Below are 19,492 nucleotides of genomic sequence, written 5' to 3'. Positions count from 1 at the left end.
GCGACGGTACAAAGGTTGATGCTCCTAAGCCACTGAAGAAAAGAATTAAGAAATTAAGAAAGTTAAGCAAGTCATTATCTCATAAAACTAAAGGATCTAAAAGGTATGAAAAAGCCAGGGTTAGAGTGGCTAAGTTCCATGGCAAACTGAAAGATACAAGAACAGATTTTCTGCATAAATTATCTACTAAAATAATTCGTGAAAACCAAACAATTATTTTAGAAGATTTGAATGTTTCTGGCATGGTAAAAAACCGTAAATTATCCAGAGCAATTTCAGATTTAGGTTGGAGACAATTCCGGACATTCCTAGATGGAATTGCTGAAAAATATGGTCGTGATTTTAGAGTCATTAGTCGCCCTTGAGCCAACATCTCAAGTTTGTTCAGATTGTGGCTTTAAAGGTGGGAAGCTAGACCTGAAGGTACGAGAATGGGAGTGTCTCAACTGCGGTGCAAAACATGTTCTTAGACGAGAATGCAGCCATAAATATATTAGTCGCGGGCGGGCAGTCCGAGACACTAAACGGACGTGGAGGCAAGCGTAAGACTACTGCAAAAGTAGCAGCAGCCTGTGAAACGTCAACCCACCGAGGAGCTTCGGCTCGGTAGGAATCCCCGCGCCTTTAGGCCGGGGAGGATGTCAAATTTAGAGCATATAGAAGAACAGTTTGTGGCATTTGCCAAATATCAGCAAATTTATTACCAACAGGACTTACGCAAAGACACTGTGTATAGAGTTCAGTAACTATTGTCCAATAGTTATGAGTACTATATATAGCGTATCTGCGTAAGTCCTAACCAAGTTCGACTGCTTGATACTACAGGTCAAGAAATAGTCAAAGTTAACTATGAAAATGGAAAAGTTGAACTTGTTCCCCAAAACTTAATGCCAAATAAAGCAGATAGGAATTACTTCAAAACAGCGATCGCTATACCAAGAAATAGTATTTACATCTCGGCCTTTGACTTAAACCAAGAATGGGGAAAAATTGACCGACCATTTAAAGCATCTATAAGATTAGCTGCACCTATATACAATAGCCAAAATAAACTGCAAGGGATTGTAGCGATTACCTACATGGGAGAACACTTAGACCGACAGCTAACCCAAAAAAGTTATACGACTCTAGGTCAAGTAATGATACTGAATAGGTCTGGATATTGGTTAATCAGTCCAGAGCCAGAGCAAGAATGGGGTTTCATACTACCCCAGCGAAGGCAACAAACATTTGAGCGTTAGTTCCCCCAAGCATGGCAAGATATATCTCTCAAAGATTCAGGACAAATACAAACTAAGGAGGGATTATTTAGTTTTACCACCTTTGACCCTCGGAATATACCTAAAAACTTGGCTCAAGTGAACATTCCCAAAATTACCCTATCCAAAAACGGCATAGATAGCTACGGTTGGAAAATAATTTCTTATATTTCCCCAGAAGCGTTGTCTGCTAAATCTCATAAAATGTTGAGCAATTTCCTCTGGCTGTATCTATTTTTACAGCACTTTTGAGGATAGTGAGGTATAGCTATAAGACTATTTATTCCTATATTCCCTTTCGGAGCTGTTGCCTTCCGGAGCTGTTGCCTAAAGCAATAAAACTTTGTACCTCATCAACTAGAAAACTGCTGTAAATGGTTTACTTGCTTTAAGTGTTGCTGGGGTGACAATAGTACGGAGAAAAAATCAACTGGCAAATGCTGAATTAGAGCGAACCCAACTTAAATTCCTGGAAGCTCAACGTCGCCACTGGCTCAAAAGTCATATTGCTAACCAAATTCTGCTTCATAAAACCGATATAAAACGTCATATAGCGACATTTTAATGTTTACTTCCTGCTTCCACCGGAACTGTCGGCAGCACTCCGTCCACAGGCATTAACGGTCAAGCCGACCGCATTTCTTAAATTTATACTTGCGTTTAAATCTCTGTCTATTGATAACCCACATTCTGGGCAATCATAAGTTCTCAGATGCAAGGGCATATCCTGAACATGACCACAGTTAGAGCAAGTCTTTGATGATGAAAAAAATCTATCAACTACCACTAGCTTAGAACCGTACCATTTGCACTTGTATTCTAGCTGTCGCCTGAACTCATAAAATCACTATCTGCTAACTGATTTTGCTAGCTTACGATTGCGTAACATTCCGCTTACATTCAAATCTTCAATTGAGACTCTGCCGTAGTTTTTGGCTAAGTATGTTGTCAATTTATGAAGTGCATCTTTACGGATATTTGCTACTTTTCTATGCAATCTAGCTATCTTCTGTTGTGCCGCCCTCCAGTTAGCAGAGCCTACCTCTTTGTGACGATTTAGGTATTGCTCTCTTGATAACTTAGCTTCAAACTGGCGATACGATCTCACACTTTCAAAGACTTTTCCATCACTCAATGTAGCTAAGGTTTTCACACCTAAATCTACACCGATAACATCAGTTTTTTTGGGTGTAGTTGTTGCATTAAATTCATAGCTACAGCTAAGATACCAATCACCTGCTTGTCTACTAATGGTGATTTTTTTGGTTGTCGCCTCAATGGGTTCATAAGTCTTAACAATACCGATAAAAGGTAACTTGTGAGACCAACCATTAAGTTCTATTGGTTTTCCACAATTATCTATTGTGAAAGAATCAGACCTACCTTTTTTCTTAAATTTTGGATATTTACAAGGGTCCTTTAAAAAACCTCTTAAATGCTTCACCTAAGTGGATGTTTGCGCAGCATTCCGTAGGAAAAGCGTATTGATAAACTCTAGACGACAAGTTTTTCATCCAGGGGTAAAGAGGTTTTGTATGGTTAGTAAAAACCTCTCTAAGTTTACGAGTATTAGGTTTATAAGCATCTCTGTAAGCTGCCTTCCACAAACTTAACCCCCAATTATAACACCATCGTGAGTAACCTGCGTGTTTAGCCAAGAGGGTTTTCTGTTTGTTATTAAGTTTGAGCTTGGTTCTAATGGACTTCATGTAAATGAGTGAGAACAGTCTGCTTTAATAGTATGCTTTTTAACGTATTATATCGTTATTATTTGATTAAGTCAATACTCTCAATATCAATACTATTTTGGAAACAGTTGTGAGTGAGATTCATACTTTACTCAAGATTGAACGCTGTACTTTTGCCTGGTATCGTGCCACAACTGCACAGCCATTTTGGGAAGTAGTCACAGAAGCGAAGAATCCTGAATTAGTCAGTGCCATTGGTTGTTATTCCAGGGCAAGTGTATGCAAATTATACGATCGCTTTTTACCATAAAAGTATTGATAGTACCGTTCTGAGAAACCTATGATTATCTATATAAATCATAGATTTTCTATAAATAATCTGTTCTATTCCTGCTTCTACCTGGGAACGTCGGCGTTATCCAGTCCGCTCGGATAGTTGACAATGGTTACGGAATTCCGCCAGATATTCAGTCTAAGTTATTTGACCCATTTTTTACCACCACAGAGATTGGCAAGGGAACAGGATTAGGATTATCAATTAGCTACCAAATTGTCGTCGAATATCATGGAGGGAATCTAATATGTAACTCTCAGTCTGGAGAGGGGACAGAATTTATCATTGAAATGCCGATTAGACAATCTTTGAGTCAAGCTATATAAAGGAAGAAGGCTTTAGTTATCTAACAGAGAAGGAAAAATCTGGTGTTGTCTGAGTTTTAAGATTTTGATATGTCCGCGCCCTTTCCTTCCAGTGCTCTATCAGCAGTCCTCATTAATTCAAGTAGAATTTAAAGAGATTGCTTTTAGATAAAAAGGAGGTTAATTCATGTTAAAAATGTTAGTGCATAATTTAATAAAAAGAGGAGTGTGTTTTTGGAGACGACAACGTTCTGATTATGTCCAAAGTATTTCCCGCAAAATTTCTCTCCGTAGTTTTTTGGTTGTTTTCTTTGTGTTACAAATATCAGTAGTAATGCTACTACTGCAATGGGTAACAGTTTGGAATGGGCATCAGGCTAGTTATAACTTAGCAGGAATTCTCCATGAAGAAATTATCAATAATGTTACTAATTTACTAGAAAACTACCTGCGTCAACCCCTATTAATTAATCAGATGAACCACAATGCGGTGAAATTAGGTTTGTTGGATTTATCCGATCTAGAAACAACAGGACGTTTTTTCTTCCAGCAAAGCCAGATATTTGATGTCAGCTATATTAATTTTGCCAATGAGACCGGAGAATTTGTAGGTGCTGGTATGAAAGGCAATAATAATATAAGTATTGATATTACAACCCGCTCCCATCCTCAAATCGTATATGAGTATGCTGTTGACTATGAAGGAAACCTGGGAGATGTTCGCAGCACTTATGCCTACGATTACAAAACAGAATACTGGTATACTCAGCCAATTAAAGCAGGTAAAGCTATCTGGAGCGACATCTATGTGTGCGATGGAATAACTGATATATTAGCAATTTCTGCAAGTTATCCCCTCTATGATGATAACCAAAAATTAATTGGTGTTTTGGGGGTAGATCAAGCGATTTCTGATATTTCCAATTTCCTACAAAGATTACAAGTTAATCAATCTGAGGTAGTAATGATTATGGAACGTTCTGGAATGTTGGTTGCCAGCTCCTCGAAATCACCTTCTTTTGAAGTGATCAATGGTAAACCAAAACGGTTAGCAGCAGTCAATAGTCCCGATCCACTGACTCAAGCAACTGCTCAATATTTGCAGCAACAGCTTGAAAACATACAGACAATTGAGTCGCATCAAAATTTTAATACGGAATTACTAGGCGAGCAATATTTTGTTAACGCTTCAAGTTGGGGAGAAAAGTTAGGTTTGGACTGGGTGCTAGTGGTGGCCACACCGGAGTTAGACTTAATGGCAGGTTTCTATGCCAGGCTGAAAACCATCGTCCCAGTTTCTTTAGTAGCATTCATACTAGCAATACAATTAGCCATCAAGATTTCGCGTTGGCTTACTGCTCCTATTCTCAGCGTTCATAAAGCATCTTTATCTGTTGCGTATGGAAATTTAGACCAGACAGTGCCATTAAAAAGTATTGCTCCTTGGCTACCAAATATTCGTGAGTTAGATGAACTAGCGATCGCTTTTAATCTGATGGCTGCTCAGTTAAAAATTGCTTTTGAAGCATGGGCACAAATGAATCAGACCTTAGAAGAACAAGTAGAGGAACGCACTGCCCAACTGCAAAGGAGTCGCAGACAGTTAATTGCCCACAATCAAGCACTGATCGATCTATCTAAAAATAAGGTATTAACTCAAGGAGATTTCTTGGCAGCTTGCCAAAAAATTAATGAGGTCGTATCGCAGACATTGGAAGTCAAACAGGTAAGTATTTGGTTGCTAGATGATGCTCACACTCTCATTCGATGTGTAGATTGTTATCGAGTTACTACAGATGAGCATACTCAGGGATTAGAATTGCCGGTTGCTGACTATCCAGACTACTTCCAAGCTTTGGAAAATAGCCGTGTACTGGTTATTGACAACGTACATTCTGATACAAGAGTCAAAGAATTGCTTCAGGAATATCTGATGCCACTTGGCATCACTTCCATATTGAATGCTTTGATTTATTCTGGTGGTCAAATCATTGGGGTTATTTGTCTGGAGCATATTGGTACTCCCCGTACCTGGACTTTAGAGGAACAAAATTTTATTGCTACTCTAGCAGATTTGGTAGCCTTAGCACTAGAAGCAAGTGAGCGAGTTGAAGCAGAGCGTGCTCATCAGTTAGCACAAAAGGCACTTCAAGAGAGCGAAACCCTTAACCGGGCTATGTTAGAGGCAATTCCTGATTTAATTATGCGCGTGCGACGCGATGGCACTTGTTTGGATTTTATTCCTCCTGAAAGTATTGATATGGTAAATTTTTTTCCTAATGATGAACCTTTACCACCAAATTTCTTAGAGCAAGAACTTTACTATATCAATCAAGCAATACTCACAGGCAAACTACAAGTTTATGAACGACAAATTCTCAGGTATGGTGAGGTACGTTATGAAGAACTCCGCATCGTTAGCAATGGAGAAGAGGAAGTGTTGATGATTGTGCGAGACATCACCGAACGAAAACAAGCTGAGGAGCAAATCAAGCAATCTTTAGCAGAAAAAGAAGTATTACTCAAGGAGATTCACCATCGCGTTAAAAATAACCTTAATATTATCTCTAACTTACTAGATTTGCAATCGTACTCAATTACTGATGAAATTCTGCTTCACCTATTTAATGATGCTAAAAAACGCATCCAGACTATGGGATTAATTCACGAACAACTTTACAAAGGAAATCATTTAGGGAAGGTTGATTTTAGTGAATACATAAAACAGTTAGTCAATAACATCTTTTGTTCTTGTCAAAGCAACAATAACAGAGTAAATCCTATTATGAAAGTTGATGCCATATTGCTCAATTTAGAAACAGCTGTTCCTTGTGGGTTACTGATTAATGAACTTCTGATGAATGCTTTTAAACATGGTTTTCCTGACCAAAGAGTAGGAAAAGTTCAGATCGCAATGTTTAAAGATATCAATCAAAAATTAGTCTTGGAAGTATGTGATAATGGTATTGGAATACCTTCAACAGTTAATTGGGAAACTTCTAACTCTCTGGGCCTCAAACTCGTCCGTATTTTGGCAAAACAGTTAAATGGAACTCTTACTTTTGATACTTCTAACGGTACATCTATTAGCTTAATTTTCTCAGAGTTAAAGTACAAACAACGGTTTTAAAAGTTCAAAAAATTATATTATCTTTGGAGGTATTACAATGAAAATCCCTACCCATTCTGCAACAAATAATCAAGTTAACTACACTGCAACTACTAAAATTCTGATTGTTGAAGATGAATTAATTGTGGCGGAAAACCTCAGGATGGTTTTACAAAAACTAGGCTATGAAATTGTCGGAGTTATTCACTCCGGAGAAGAAGTAATACAACAGGTTGCAACAACAAATCCAGATTTGATACTCATGGATATCATGCTTCAAGGCGAGATTGACGGAATTACAGCAGCAGAAAAAATCCATCAACAATTCCAGTCTCCAGTAATTTTTACCACAGCTTATGCTGATGATGATACCATTGAACGAGCAAAACATACACACTCCTATGGTTATCTAATTAAACCTTTTCAAATTCTAGACTTAAAAACTACTATAGAGATTACGTTGAAAAAGCATCAATCAGTTGTTGCTGCCCAAGCTGAATATACTTGTAAACTCGAAGATGCTTACCAAAAGTTAGAGCGTTTGCACAAATATGACCCACTGACGAACCTACCCACTAGGAAAGTTTTACAAAGTATGTTTGAAGAGATAGTAAATAGATTTTCACTTCCCATAGTAAACAATCACTCTCATTTCCAGCAATCTCTTTACATACCAGTATTTTGTCTGAGCCTCGATCGCTTCTATAGAATCTACCAATACATGAATCGTCAAGAAACAGACTATCTACTGCAAACTGTAGCCAAGCGAATTGTTGAGGTAGTAGGGAAAAATAATGTTGTTGCTCGTACAGATATCAATGAGTTTATCCTGATTTTGGAGCCTGTTGAGTACTTGGGTCAAGCTAGCGAAGTTGCTAACTCTGTATTAAAAACAATTGCCAATCCCTATATTATTGGAGAGCGAGAAGTTTTTCTCACAGCCAGCCTGGGTGGAGCGCTCTATCCTCGTGACAGCAAGAGTTTTCTCTCTTTATTACAAGATTGTCATTTAGTAATGCAAAAAGCCCAAGAGCAAGGAGGTAATCGTTATCAATTCCATAGCTCACAGGGTAAAACCAGCAATACTAACTGGTTGGCTCTAGAAACAGATTTACACTATGCGATCGACCGCGAACAACTTCAGCTTTATTATCAACCAAAAGTAGACCTAAAAACAGGTAAAATTTCTGGTGCTGAAGCTCTCTTGCGTTGGCATCACCCACAGTCAGGTTTCATATCTCCAACAGAATTCATTCCTCTAGCAGAAGCTACTGGTTTGATTGAAACTATTGGGGAATGGGTATTAGAAAATACTTGCAAACAACTCCAAGTATGGAAAGAAGATGAGCTGCTCAAAGACTTTAAAGTGGCTGTTAACATCTCAAGTTATCAACTTCGACAACCTCAGTTACAGCAGAAGTTTTCCAAAATATTATTAAATCACCAACTCAGTGCTAATTTTATAGAGTTGGAGTTGACTGAAAGTGCTTTGGTGGAAGATATCGATATAGCCCAGCAACAGTTAGAAGCTCTCAAAACCCTAGGACTGAATCTAGCGATCGATGATTTTGGCACTGGTTATTCGTCTCTGAGCTATCTCTATCGATTTCCTTTTGATACTCTCAAGCTCGACCGCTCGTTTTTATCCAATATTCACAAACATTCCAAGAACAGAGCCATTGTGATTGCAATGATTCAGATGGCACGTCAACTAGATCTTACTGTTGTAGCGGAAGGAGTGGAAACAGAGGATGAACTAGCATTCTTACAAAAACACCATTGCGATATGATTCAGGGTTATCTTTTTAGTCCCCCTATTTCTGCACAGGAATTTTACAAATTAGTGCATCAGGGAAAAATTTTGCGGCGTTGCTGAAGCGCGTGTATGATATTAATCTTAATTGCTTAGGAGTCAGGAGTCAGAAGTTAGAAGTCAGATTATATAGTTGAGAGTAGGGGAGTGGGGGAGTGGGGGAGTAGGGGAGATTAAATAGGGTCTGCTGAAAAAATTGGTTGGTGGGGGTAGGACACGGAGACGCATCAGACGCGGAGATGGGGGAACAGGCAATGGTTTCGCCATTTGATGTGAAGAAATTTTCTTGAACTTCAGCAGAAAATTTCAGTAAATTGATGCAAATAAGAGCCAATAACTTAGGAGATAAATTGAATATAAAAAGCTTCATTACCTTAAGCTACCTGACTTTTAGCTTTATTCAGCAAGCCCTAAATAGACATCTACAATAATCAAAAATCAAATTAATTATCGTACAGAAATTATCAATTATTTCCTCCTGATGCCTCTTTTGGTGGAGATGTCTAATATTGAAGTAATTATAGAATTATAAACAGATATTATATAATTAGGACTTACGCAGATACGCCATATATAGCGCTCAAAACTATTGTCCAATAGTACTTGGACTCTATAAATAGTGCCTTTGCGTAAGTCCTGATAATACCAAGCGTGAAAAAAGAATGTTACAAATAATAAGCAGTATTAAAATAATTTGTAGGAAATATCTATTGGACGAAAAAGATAAATTACTACATAAAAAATGGTATCAAACCTATTCCCATACGACTCAGTCCTCCTGTCTTCCCCTCCCCTCCTGGGAGAGACCCGCGGGTGGGTTGGGGAGGGGTAGGGGTGGGTTGACTCAATAGCAGTAACCTAAATATTTGTAGCAAAGATTTATCAAACTGGTATAACAGGATTCTATGTGCAATTAACCGGATTTGATATAACTACTGGACCGTTTCAGCTAAAATGTTGCAATAGAAAATGGGGTGATGGGGGGATGGGGTGATGAAAAAAGCTAATGCACTATTTTAGGTGAAACAATCCACTAGACCGTTTCAGCTAAAACTGTGCATTAGATTTTTTATCATTGTTGTTATGGCAAGGTTTGACCCTTTTTTTCTAAATCGTTGACTCCTATTGACTACTATAATTTTCTTCTTACTTTTGACTTCTTGCTTTTGACTTTTGACTTATGTTTTTATGCTACGTTTTGTAGTGGGGAATGTAGGTTCAATATGATCGCGGACTTAGCCTTTTCCTACATTCTTCTCTAAAAATTCTATTATTTTACCAGAAACATCTACTCCTGTAGCAGCTTCTATTCCTTCTAAACCAGGGGAAGAATTCACTTCCATCACTACTGGGCCATGATTAGAGCGTAACAAATCTACTCCAGCAACTCTCAACCCCATTGCTTTAGCTGAACGCACAGCAGTTGAGCGTTCTTCTGGACTCAATTTAATTTTTTCTGCTTTACCACCTCGATGCAAATTTGAGCGAAATTCTCCCTCAGCTCCCTGTCTTTTTATAGCTGCTATTACTCTATCTCCTACTACAAAACACCGCAAGTCTGCACCACCTGCTTCTTCAATAAATTCCTGTACTAAAATATTAGCATATAACGCACGAAAAGCTTCAATAACTGACTTAGCTGTTTGATAAGTTTCAGCTAAAACTACTCCTATTCCTTGAGTTCCTTCTAATAATTTAATTACCAAAGGAGTGCCACCAACAGTATTAATTAAACCATCAATATCTTGAGTTGAATGAGCAAAACCAGTCACAGGTAATCCTATTCCTTCTCTAGCTAATAATTGCAAACAATGTAATTTATCACGAGACCGAGAAATAGCTTGAGAAGGATTTGTTGTAAAAACTCCTATCATTTCAAACTGTCTAACTACCGCCGTGCCATAAAATGTTTGAGAAGCACCAATGCGAGGAATAATAGCATCAAATCCTTCTAAAGGTTCACCGATATAAATAACTTGAGGCTTCATTGAAGTAATATTCATATAACAACGTAGGTAATCAATAACCTGAACTTCGTGACCGCGTTTTTCTCCAGCTTCTACTAATTTTCTGGTTGAATAAAGAGTGGGGTCAGTAGATAAAACAGCGATTTTCATTTTGTTGTTTTCTACCATTTTTTTGACTAAATTTTGAATTGGTATCTAAATAGGATTTACCAGGGTTAATTAAGAAATTATTTCGCACAGCTTGTCGCCCCAATAACATTCTAAATCCCATTAATTCCCGATTAGTTAAGGTTAGTTCAATTTGCCATTTTTTGTTCATTAAATTGACTTCAGTTAAAATTACAGGACGTAATTCTGTTTCGCCACTAGAACTACGAACTTTTCGTTCATCTATTAATTCTGCTGCAGCAGTTACTATTAGATTGGTATTTCGTTGTTGGGGATGAACTTTAAATTTTACCATCGGTTTTCCGTGAATTTCAAAAGTTTTAATATCAAAAGCGTGTAAAGCAGAAGAACGGGCACCAGTATCAATTTTTGCCTTAATTCTAGTAATTCCAATTTCGGGTAATGCTATCCATTCTCGCCAACCAATAACAGGTAATTCTTGATGTTTCATTTTTAAGGAAGGAGGAAGAAGGAAGGAGGAAGGAGGAAGAAGCAAGAAGGAAGAAGGAGGAAGAAAAAAATAATAGTTTAATGGTAGATGGGGACGAACAACACCTAACAAGGGAGCAAGATGCTCCCACTATCATTCCCCTTGACTAAAATAATTACAACAGACTACTATTGCTATTGCAATGACTACGACAAAAAAATAACCTTTGAAAATAGCGAAAAATTGCAGTCTACACTAATAAATAGAGTTGTAATTTTTCCCTATTCCCTATTGCCTGTTCCCTATTCCCTATTCCTTCTATAAAAGGGTCGCTTAACAACAATAGCTGCATAATTTTTACCCCTAACTTCTACTTCTAATTTTTGACCTACCTTAGCTAATTTTTTAGGTACATAAGCTAGAGCGATCGCTTTCCCTAAAGTAGGAGACTTAGTACCGCTAGTAACTTCCCCTACCACTTTGCCATCACTCCAAACAGGATAACCATGACGAGCAATAGAGCGATCGAGCATTTCTAAACCTACCAAACGTTTTGAGACTCCTTCTGCTTTTTGTGTTTCCAAGACCTGGCGACCAATAAATTCTCCTTTTTTATCTAGGTGAACTAACCAACTTAAACCCGCTTCTAGAGGAGTAGTTTCAGTATCAATATCTTGACCGTAAAGTGCCATTGCAGCTTCTAAACGTAGAGTATCTCTTGCTCCCAAACCGCAGGGAGTAACGCCAGCACTCAACAAACTACGCCATAACTCCACACCCACAGACGGGTCAACCATAATTTCAAACCCATCTTCCCCAGTGTAACCAGTTCTGGCAATAAAACCAGGTTGTTCTAATACAGTAATATCTGAATGCCCGAAAAATCCAATTGATGCCAAATTTTCCTTCACAAACTGCTGCACATAAGACTCTGCTTCCGGACCTTGCACAGCTAATAACACTTTTTCCTCAGAAATATCTTGGAATTTCACACCACTATTTTCTAGATGACTTAATATCCATGCTTTATCATTAGCTTTAGTGGCAGCATTAACAATCATAAAACCCCGTGCTTCATTGGTGATGGGGTCATCACTTTGACGATAGAAAATGAAGTCATCAATAATACCTCCCTGGGAGTTTAATAAGACAGTATATTGAGCTTTACCAGGTTCTAAGTTACTCAGGTCGGAAGGTACTAAAAGTTGAATTTTTTCGATTAAGTCGTGGCCTTGAGCGATAAACTTACCCATGTGGGAAATATCGAACATTCCAGCTTTGGTGCGTACTGCCTCATGTTCGGTACTGATGCTGGTGTATTGTACTGGCATTTCCCACCCAGAAAATTCTACCATTCTGGCCTTAAGTTCAATGCATAAGTCATATAGAGGTGTGCGAGAAAGAGATTGTGTATTAGATTCTGTTGATTTGGCCACTGCTAGTTCCCTAAGTTGATGATTAACTTTATTGATTTTAGGACATTGTAGGTATTAACAGGGGTCAGGAGTTAGGAGGGAGTAGCGATCGCTCTGCTAATTAGCATGATTCAGTAGAGTGCAGGGTGAGCATAATTCAGGTTATTGACATATGTCTCCTGTCTCCTACCCTCACCCATAAGACTTTTGAGCGCAAACCCTAACTAGACCATAGAAGAGACCAATAGTTTATTTTTTCAGAAGTATGGCAGTACAATAATTTTGTAAGTTGGATAGCTCTCAATTTGATCCCTAACTAAATAAAGTAAAGTTTTATAATGTCTAATCAAAATTCAAATGTCCCACCAGGATGGATAGGCGGGTTCGCTGAATCAAATCCCGCCTTTGCCTATCCAGATCCAAACCTGAATTCGTTGCCAATGTTGTGTAACATGGACAACATTAACAGAATCAAACGCCAGCAACGTATATATTGGCCAGAATTCAGTTGGGAAACCATTAAAGGAGACCCCAGTTCCAGGTGTTTTCAGAGGTTTGCCCACGATATTTCCAGCATCGGTTATGACGATACAGGGAGAATATGGTCTATCATCTGTCCCCAGCAAGGTGCTTGTGCTCCTAACATAGCTTGCCTGAATGTAGAAGTTAGTGTTACCGGACAGAGAGGTTGGGTTAACGAGACAAATCGGGAGCTAGACCTAGCAGCGGATATGACTGTAGAAGCTAAGATTTGGTTTAGTCCAAGTTCCCACCAAAATTGGCTGGTTCGGCAAGCATGGGATCTCTTTGCCAGAGAATCTCTGCCCTTTCCCTCGGACAAAGCAAACGCGATTCAGGTCTATACTCATAAGGTTGGAAACCCCGTTCAACCTATCTTTCCAATTATGGCTGGCCAAAGCAAAACATTTGAAGTTCCTGATTTTGCTAAACACCCAAGAGCATGGGCAGTTGGGAATATAGAAGTGCAAATTGGTAGAATCATAACGAGAAATCATCCCACTGTCGATACCTTCAACCAAAAAGTCCTAGATATTTTCAATATTGCTACTGGCAATATGCTACTGCAGGGCAACGTACTTACTTGGAATCTCTGGTTCACAGCACCCGAGCTTGTTAATACGCTGCAGTGGAGAACCCACGCAGAGAGATGGCGGAAGGCTATTGATGCAGATCACGGTCCTAGCTCAAGCAAGCCGAGATACGCGAATGGTTCCGTCTTTACACCCCAGCACGACTTCTTAAAGGAGGCGGATGACATTATTGAAATTATAGAATCACTTCTGTAGCCTGCCTTATTCACAAATGTTTTGTGCCGGCCTCTTTCGGGAAATGTGCGAGGTCGGTCTTTTTTCAACTTCAAGTTCTTCAGATGATGCGCTATTAGAGGGGAGGAAACAAAACTCGCATTCAGAATTCTCGTTTTTCCTAACTACTCCCTATTCCCCTTCTCCCCTCCTGGGAGGGGTTAGGGGTGGGTCCCCTAGTCCCTAATTTAAGAATTTGACTGATAAATTTGCCGTAATTGCTCGATAGTTTCCACAGTTTTGAGAGAGGCAAGAATTGTTTCTAAAACCTGAATATTTTCAATAGCATTAATCTCTGAAAATATCTCTTTTCCTGAGGAGCAAAATTTCAATTCTCATCCTAGTTCTATTCCAGAAAGTATTCCTATTTGTTGACCAATTTCAATTCCGCGTTGTTCGCCAATTACTACTCCCTCTTGTAAAATTTGTTGATACTAAGGAGATTGTTGTCAAACTGCCATATCCCACCTCATTATCTGTTGTACTATTTCCGTCTTTAATACAAAGGTAGCAAAAAATGCTAGTAAGTTTTCTAATTCTAAGAGTTCTTCATCCTCCCGTAAAAGTTGTAATGCTTGTCTCACAGTTGCTTCTTCTCCTCCACCTTTGAGAATAGGAACAAAAGGCGTTTAATAATTAATAATTAATAATTAATAATTAATAATTAATAATTAATAATTGTTGAACATATCTTAATTGCATTTCATTGAGGACCAGAAATTCTCCATGTTCTTGACTAGAAACACTGAGCAAAACATCCCCTTCTCGACTTACCCATTGGAAGTCTGAAGAGATTATTTATTCGACAGTAATATTGGTAATTTATGTCACCCATTCTACCCAACGACTGGGGGCAATTCCAATTAAACGTTTACTACTAATATCGACTTTTTTTGTTTTTTTTGTCATTGGATGAAGTCTAGTTTATTCTGTCTTTTGAAAATTATCATAATATTGTAGTTTGATGAGCTGCAAATTATAAAATGTCCATTTCACTCGATCCTTTGCAACTACCTTCTGTCTCTTTAGCCGATCGTAACCAACTACCAACTTGTTCAGCTATCTACTTTGCAATAAATGCAAGTAATAGAATTCTATACATTATTTTATCTGTATTGCGTAATCTAAAAAATCCTTAAAAAAAAGTCTATACGCAATAGAAGAAAAATTTGACTATTCTGTTTGGGTACTTGAGAAAATGTATTGACTATTGCGTATAGAGCAATAGAAGAAAAATTTGACTATTATTTCAACGTAAGCATTGTCAGTTTTTTGAGATTATGCCGTAATTTTTGAGAGTTAGTAGTGTTTTGAAGGGCGATCGCCTAACCCAAAGAAATCAGGCAACATCTACATATAAAATTGTAGAGGCGAGCAAACGTTCGCCTCTACTGACGGTACAATATTCAAGAAAATTATACAATAACCTATCCCACTAGCAGCCTAAAGTAAATTTTCAAAATTTTAACGCCTGTAACAGCCAAGACAAAAACTCAACAATGATACCCAACAGTCCACGATCGGGTTTTATAGCTAATCCAAGGTATTGTTGCCCTACTTCGATAGGGACATTACTTTTAATTTCACCAGTAATAGAAGTCTTAATAAGTCTAAGTTCTGACTTCCCAGAATTAATATCGAGTAGAAAAAGATTTTTTCCGTCGGAGACTATATCATTGCTAGCTATTGGGAGATTAGCGATTGGGCTGAGAGAGCCATTAGTATAATTAACATTAAACAAATTAGTTGGGCCTGATCCTCCTAGACCATCTACTGAAAAAATCTGGGCAATTCCATCTCCTCCAAGACCATCAAAATCTGTGTCAGTTGGCATAGCATTAGTAATCGCGCCTATTAGTGATAATTCTCCTATGCTTTCAGAGCCAGGATCGCCACCGTTAGCTGAGAAGCCAATTATTAATTTTCTTCCAAGATTTGTTAATCCTTCTGCGTGTAAAACAGGCTTATTTTCATAAGCTACTTGAGCAGAAGATAGAGTTGCACCAGTTGTTGGATTAACTTCATAAATATCTACTCTGTTTCGGTAAATACTGTTGAGAATAAACAGTCGATCGCCAAAAGATGCTAAATCTGTATCAACTGCATCAAATCCTAGGGTACCAATAGTATTAACTTTCCCTGTTTCTGAATCAATCAGAACTAAGCTATTGGATTGCGTCTCTACGCTAAATAGAGAAACTGCATTAGCAGGCGGAACTGCAGTTGCTAAACCTAATACTACAATTGCTAAACCTAATACTATAATTCTGGCAAAGGTAAGTCTTTTCATATCAAAATCATTGATAATTTTTGCAGGTTTGCTTTCTAAAGTAGGTTACGGTGACAAAGAGCGCTTATCAGGGCAAAAAAAGTGACATTAATCAACCTGAAACAATCGTGTTAAATGTTCTAGAAATTAAAAATAACCAAATTTCATGCCTAGAGGTGTTCATCTGGAGTTTAGTAAAACTCCGGATTCAGGGTTATTTTTATTGTTTAATAGATTTATACCTACTTTCTTAGACCAAAAAATCAGGTTTCCTATCTCTTTCAAGGGGATAAAAAAAAAGAAATTTCAGATTTCAACCCTCTGACTGAAACTGGAGGTACTGACAAACGATAACTGATAACTGAAAAGACCATGAATAATCAAGCTAATACCCCGGTTAATACCGAAAATTCTTTATTAAGAAGTTGCAATAGATGTAGGTTGGGTTTCGTTCCTCAACCCAACAACAATCTTTCTCCCCTACGGACGTTCGTTGCATGCAACGTCCCTACCTAATGCACTATTTTAGTTGAAACAATCCACTACTAGACCTAACTCCTGACTCCTAAAAATCCGGATTTTTAGCTCAATTCATTGTTTAATAAATTTATACCTATTTTGACCCTAATATTGGATAACCTGACAATGAATAATCAAGCTAATACCCCTGTTAATACCGAAAATTATTTATTAAGAAGCGTACATACAAACAACTTCCCCCAAATTTTAGACCAATTAGGAATCTCTTTAGTCGTTTCCACTTATCAAGCAGGTAAATTAATCGTATTGCGTGCCGATAATGGAGTAATTAATACTCATTTTCGCACCTTTAATAAACCCATGGGATTAGCAGCAACTCACGAAAAAATTGCCCTGGGAACTGCTTATCAAATTTGGGATTTTCGCAATGTTCCAGCAGTGGCAGAAAAATTAGAACCTGCTGGTAAACATGACGCTTGTTATTTACCCAGAAATATTCATATAACTGGAGATATTGATATTCACGAAATGGCTTGGGCAAAAGATGAATTATGGTTTATTAATACTCGTTTTTCTTGCCTTTGTACTCTCGGTCATCCTAATAGTTTCGTGCCCAGATGGCGACCTCCTTTTATTACTGGATATGATTTAACAGACCGCTGTCATTTGAATGGATTATGTTTAAAAAATGAACGACCAAAATATGCTACAGCTTTAGGAGAAACTGATACTTCAGCAGGGTGGAGAAAAAATAAAGCCAATGGTGGCATATTAATGGATATAGAAACAAATGAAATATTGATGCGGGGTTTATCTATGCCCCATTCTCCGAGATGGTATCAAGAACAATTATGGTTATTAGAATCGGGCAATGGTAGCTTGGCAAAAGTCGATTTAAACCAGAGAAAATTAGAAACAATTGCTAAATTACCAGGATTTACTCGCGGTATAGATTTTTGGGGAAATTTAGCATTTATTGGTTTGTCTCAAGTTCGAGAAACTGCTGTTTTTAGTGGGATGCCAATTACTCAACTTCAAGAAAGAATTTGTGGGGTTTGGGTAGTAAATATTTTTACTGGAGAAACTGTCGCCTTTTTAAGGTTTGAAGCTGGAGTTCAGGAAATATTTTCTGTGGCAGTTTTGCCGAATATTCGTTTCCCGGAAATTATTGAATGGGATGAAAATTTATTAGCTAGTTCCTATGTTTTACCAGATGAAGCCTTAGCAGAAACAGTCAAACCAACTTCAGAAATAGCTATGGCAGAGACTCATTTAGTAAAAGGAAATCAGCTATATCAAGAAGGTAAATTATTAGAAGCGATCGCTGAGTATCAAGAATGTTTGAAGTTACAACCAGACTTAACAAGAGCTAAATATAATTTGGGTGTAGCTTTAGGAGATAATCAACAGTACGAAGCAGCAATTAATGTTTTACAACAGGTAATTAAAACAGAGTCAGATAATGCAGATGCTCATAACAGTCTTGCTTATGCTTATAGTCAAAAAGGTGCATTAGAAGCAGCAATTAAACATTATGAAAAGGCAATTAATCTCAACGGTAATTTTGCCAAAGCACATTTTAATTTAGGCATGACATTGTTGAAAAATGGAGACTTAAAACGGGGATTTGCAGAATGTGAATGGCGGTGGCAAACCGCAGAATTTACTCCTTTTCAATGCCCTCATCCCCGATGGAAAGGGGAAGATATTATGGATAAAATTTTGTTAATTCATACCGAACAAGGAGCAGGAGATGCTATTCAATTTATCCGTTATATTCCTCTAGCAGCGAAACGTTGTCAAAGAATTATATTAGTATGTCCGCCAGAGTTAATTCCTCTATTTAAAAATATCCCAGGAATTGATAAATTAATGCCACCCGGAGAACTACAATTATCAGAATTTGATATCTATGTACCCTTAATGAGTTTACCCTATATTTTCGGCACAACTTTAGAAACAATTCCTGCCAATATTCCCTATCTCCAATCCACAAAAAGTAACCATATAAATATCTCAGATACTGAATACAAAGTAGGTATTGTTTGGGCAGGTAGTCCTACTCATAAAAATGACCATAATCGTTCTTGCAAACTAACTAATTTTTTACCTATTTTGCAAGTACCAGGAGTCAAATTTTACAGTCTGCAAAAAGGAGAAGCTACCAAAGAACTAACTCAACTTTCCAGCAATATTCAGATAGAAGATATGAGTTCTCAGTTAAATAATTATGCTGATACAGCAGCAGTAATCAATCAACTAGATTTAGTAATAAGTGTTGATACTTCAGTGGCACATTTAGCAGGAGCATTAGGTAAAAATGTATGGACTTTGTTATGTTTTAATTCCGACTGGCGTTGGTTACAAGAAGGAGAAAAAACTCCTTGGTATCCAACAATGAAATTATTCCGTCATTCTCAGTCAAGGGAGTGGCAAGAAGTAGTTGAAAAGGTACAAGCAGAGTTATGGAAAATTATGGGAAAAAAAATGATTATAAGTGTTAAGTAGAAGCTTAAATTAAGTATTAATTTTAGGCTTTAGTAGAGGTGTTCTCTGGAATGTCTCTACAGAATAATGTCACATCAAAAATACCCTTGAAGAAGTAGTCATTTCAGTTAACAGTTTGCTACCCATATATTTGTGCATAATTTTGTAGGAAAAAGCCTTTTTATATAGAATCCGGTTATATAATATATCTTTATAATTCTATAATTACTTCAAGCCTTCAATCTCTCCTACTCCCCTACTCCCTTACCAAATAATTAAGGTTTAAAGCCTCTAGAAGCAAGCGGTCGATCTTCGGAGCTTCCCTAAGGGTGGGATGGCGATGTCTCCTCGCTGGCCGACCATCGACTAAGATAAGAAAAAATTTTCATTATGAGTTAATCCTCTTCTTTTCAAGGAGAAGTAATTGTTAATTATTAATGATT

15 protein-coding genes and 3 pseudogenes are annotated in these 19,492 nt (G+C 37.7%); 11 read left to right on the top strand and 7 right to left on the bottom strand.

Annotated elements, in window-relative coordinates:
• From F6K15_RS26505 to F6K15_RS26485, 5 genes and pseudogenes are all read left to right on the top strand, one after another.
• A partial coding sequence (locus tag F6K15_RS26505; RefSeq protein ID WP_293066570.1) for a transposase occupies positions 1-365 on the top strand: 365 nt, incomplete at its 5' end.
• Positions 331-417, top strand: a pseudogene (locus F6K15_RS26500) (hypothetical protein); the annotation flags it as partial. The gene F6K15_RS26505 and the pseudogene F6K15_RS26500, both read left to right, overlap by 35 nt.
• Before the next feature lie 43 nt (positions 418-460).
• Positions 461-610, top strand: coding sequence for a hypothetical protein (locus F6K15_RS26495; RefSeq protein WP_293066575.1), 150 nt, complete (start codon positions 461-463; stop codon positions 608-610).
• 277 nt (positions 611-887) lie between these two features.
• Complete coding sequence (locus F6K15_RS26490; protein WP_293066567.1) at positions 888-1,241, top strand: hypothetical protein; 354 nt, start codon at positions 888-890, stop codon at positions 1,239-1,241.
• A 421-nt stretch (positions 1,242-1,662) separates the two neighbouring features.
• Positions 1,663-1,824, top strand: coding sequence for a hypothetical protein (locus F6K15_RS26485; protein ID WP_293066564.1), 162 nt, complete (start codon positions 1,663-1,665; stop codon positions 1,822-1,824).
• Positions 1,825-1,827: 3 nt separating this feature from the next.
• Here the strand turns inward: F6K15_RS26485 and F6K15_RS26480 are convergent.
• Positions 1,828-2,974: pseudogene (locus F6K15_RS26480) on the bottom strand (RNA-guided endonuclease InsQ/TnpB family protein).
• 91 nt (positions 2,975-3,065) lie between these two features.
• Between F6K15_RS26480 and F6K15_RS26475 the strand changes: the two are divergent.
• From F6K15_RS26475 to F6K15_RS26460, 4 genes and pseudogenes are all read left to right on the top strand, one after another.
• Complete coding sequence (locus tag F6K15_RS26475; protein WP_293066562.1) at positions 3,066-3,257, top strand: hypothetical protein; 192 nt, start codon at positions 3,066-3,068, stop codon at positions 3,255-3,257.
• A 119-nt stretch (positions 3,258-3,376) separates the two neighbouring features.
• Positions 3,377-3,607: pseudogene (locus tag F6K15_RS26470) on the top strand (sensor histidine kinase); the annotation flags it as partial.
• Positions 3,608-3,773: 166 nt separating this feature from the next.
• Complete coding sequence (locus F6K15_RS26465; RefSeq protein WP_293066559.1) at positions 3,774-6,716, top strand: histidine kinase dimerization/phosphoacceptor domain -containing protein; 2,943 nt, start codon at positions 3,774-3,776, stop codon at positions 6,714-6,716.
• Between the two features lie 37 nt (positions 6,717-6,753).
• On the top strand, positions 6,754-8,571 hold the full coding sequence (locus tag F6K15_RS26460) for a bifunctional diguanylate cyclase/phosphodiesterase (protein WP_293066556.1): 1,818 nt from the start codon (positions 6,754-6,756) through the stop codon (positions 8,569-8,571).
• Between the two features lie 1,172 nt (positions 8,572-9,743).
• On the opposite strand, the gene rimK is transcribed toward F6K15_RS26460, so the two are convergent.
• The 3 genes from rimK to gcvT form a co-directional block, all read right to left on the bottom strand.
• A complete protein-coding gene (gene rimK / locus F6K15_RS26455; protein ID WP_293066573.1) occupies positions 9,744-10,625 on the bottom strand; it encodes a 30S ribosomal protein S6--L-glutamate ligase in 882 nt (293 codons plus the stop codon).
• Positions 10,600-11,094 (bottom strand): RimK/LysX family protein, encoded by a 495-nt coding sequence (locus F6K15_RS26450; protein ID WP_293066553.1) that lies wholly within the window; start codon positions 11,092-11,094, stop codon positions 10,600-10,602. Before F6K15_RS26450 ends, rimK begins: the two co-directional genes overlap by 26 nt.
• Positions 11,095-11,375: 281 nt before the next feature.
• Positions 11,376-12,509 (bottom strand): glycine cleavage system aminomethyltransferase GcvT, encoded by a 1,134-nt coding sequence (gcvT, locus tag F6K15_RS26445; protein ID WP_293066551.1) that lies wholly within the window; start codon positions 12,507-12,509, stop codon positions 11,376-11,378.
• A 317-nt stretch (positions 12,510-12,826) separates the two neighbouring features.
• Between gcvT and F6K15_RS26440 the strand changes: the two genes are divergently transcribed.
• A complete protein-coding gene (locus tag F6K15_RS26440) occupies positions 12,827-13,795 on the top strand; it encodes a hypothetical protein (RefSeq protein ID WP_293066548.1) in 969 nt (322 codons plus the stop codon).
• Between the two features lie 206 nt (positions 13,796-14,001).
• Here the strand turns inward: F6K15_RS26440 and F6K15_RS26435 are convergent, their stop codons facing one another.
• The 3 genes from F6K15_RS26435 to F6K15_RS26425 all read right to left on the bottom strand — a co-directional run bounded on the left by F6K15_RS26435 (position 14,002) and on the right by F6K15_RS26425 (position 16,103).
• Positions 14,002-14,145 carry a hypothetical protein gene (locus F6K15_RS26435; protein WP_293066546.1) on the bottom strand — a complete coding sequence of 48 codons (144 nt, stop codon included), beginning with the start codon at positions 14,143-14,145 and terminating at the stop codon, positions 14,002-14,004.
• A gap of 117 nt (positions 14,146-14,262) precedes the next feature.
• Positions 14,263-14,397 carry a hypothetical protein gene (locus F6K15_RS26430; protein ID WP_293066543.1) on the bottom strand — a complete coding sequence of 45 codons (135 nt, stop codon included), beginning with the start codon at positions 14,395-14,397 and terminating at the stop codon, positions 14,263-14,265.
• A gap of 872 nt (positions 14,398-15,269) precedes the next feature.
• Positions 15,270-16,103 carry a hypothetical protein gene (locus tag F6K15_RS26425; protein WP_293066540.1) on the bottom strand — a complete coding sequence of 278 codons (834 nt, stop codon included), beginning with the start codon at positions 16,101-16,103 and terminating at the stop codon, positions 15,270-15,272.
• A 624-nt stretch (positions 16,104-16,727) separates the two neighbouring features.
• On the opposite strand from F6K15_RS26425, the gene F6K15_RS26420 reads away from it, so the two are divergent.
• Complete coding sequence (locus F6K15_RS26420) at positions 16,728-19,070, top strand: TIGR03032 family protein (RefSeq protein ID WP_293066537.1); 2,343 nt, start codon at positions 16,728-16,730, stop codon at positions 19,068-19,070.
• Positions 19,071-19,492: the final 422 nt, after the last annotated feature.

It is taken from the genome of Okeania sp. SIO2B3 (assembly GCF_010672525.1).
Lineage (GTDB): Bacteria > Cyanobacteriota > Cyanobacteriia > Cyanobacteriales > Microcoleaceae > Okeania.
The sequence above is the reverse complement of the archived record's forward strand: the minus strand, read 5'-3'. Positions and strand labels throughout refer to the sequence as shown.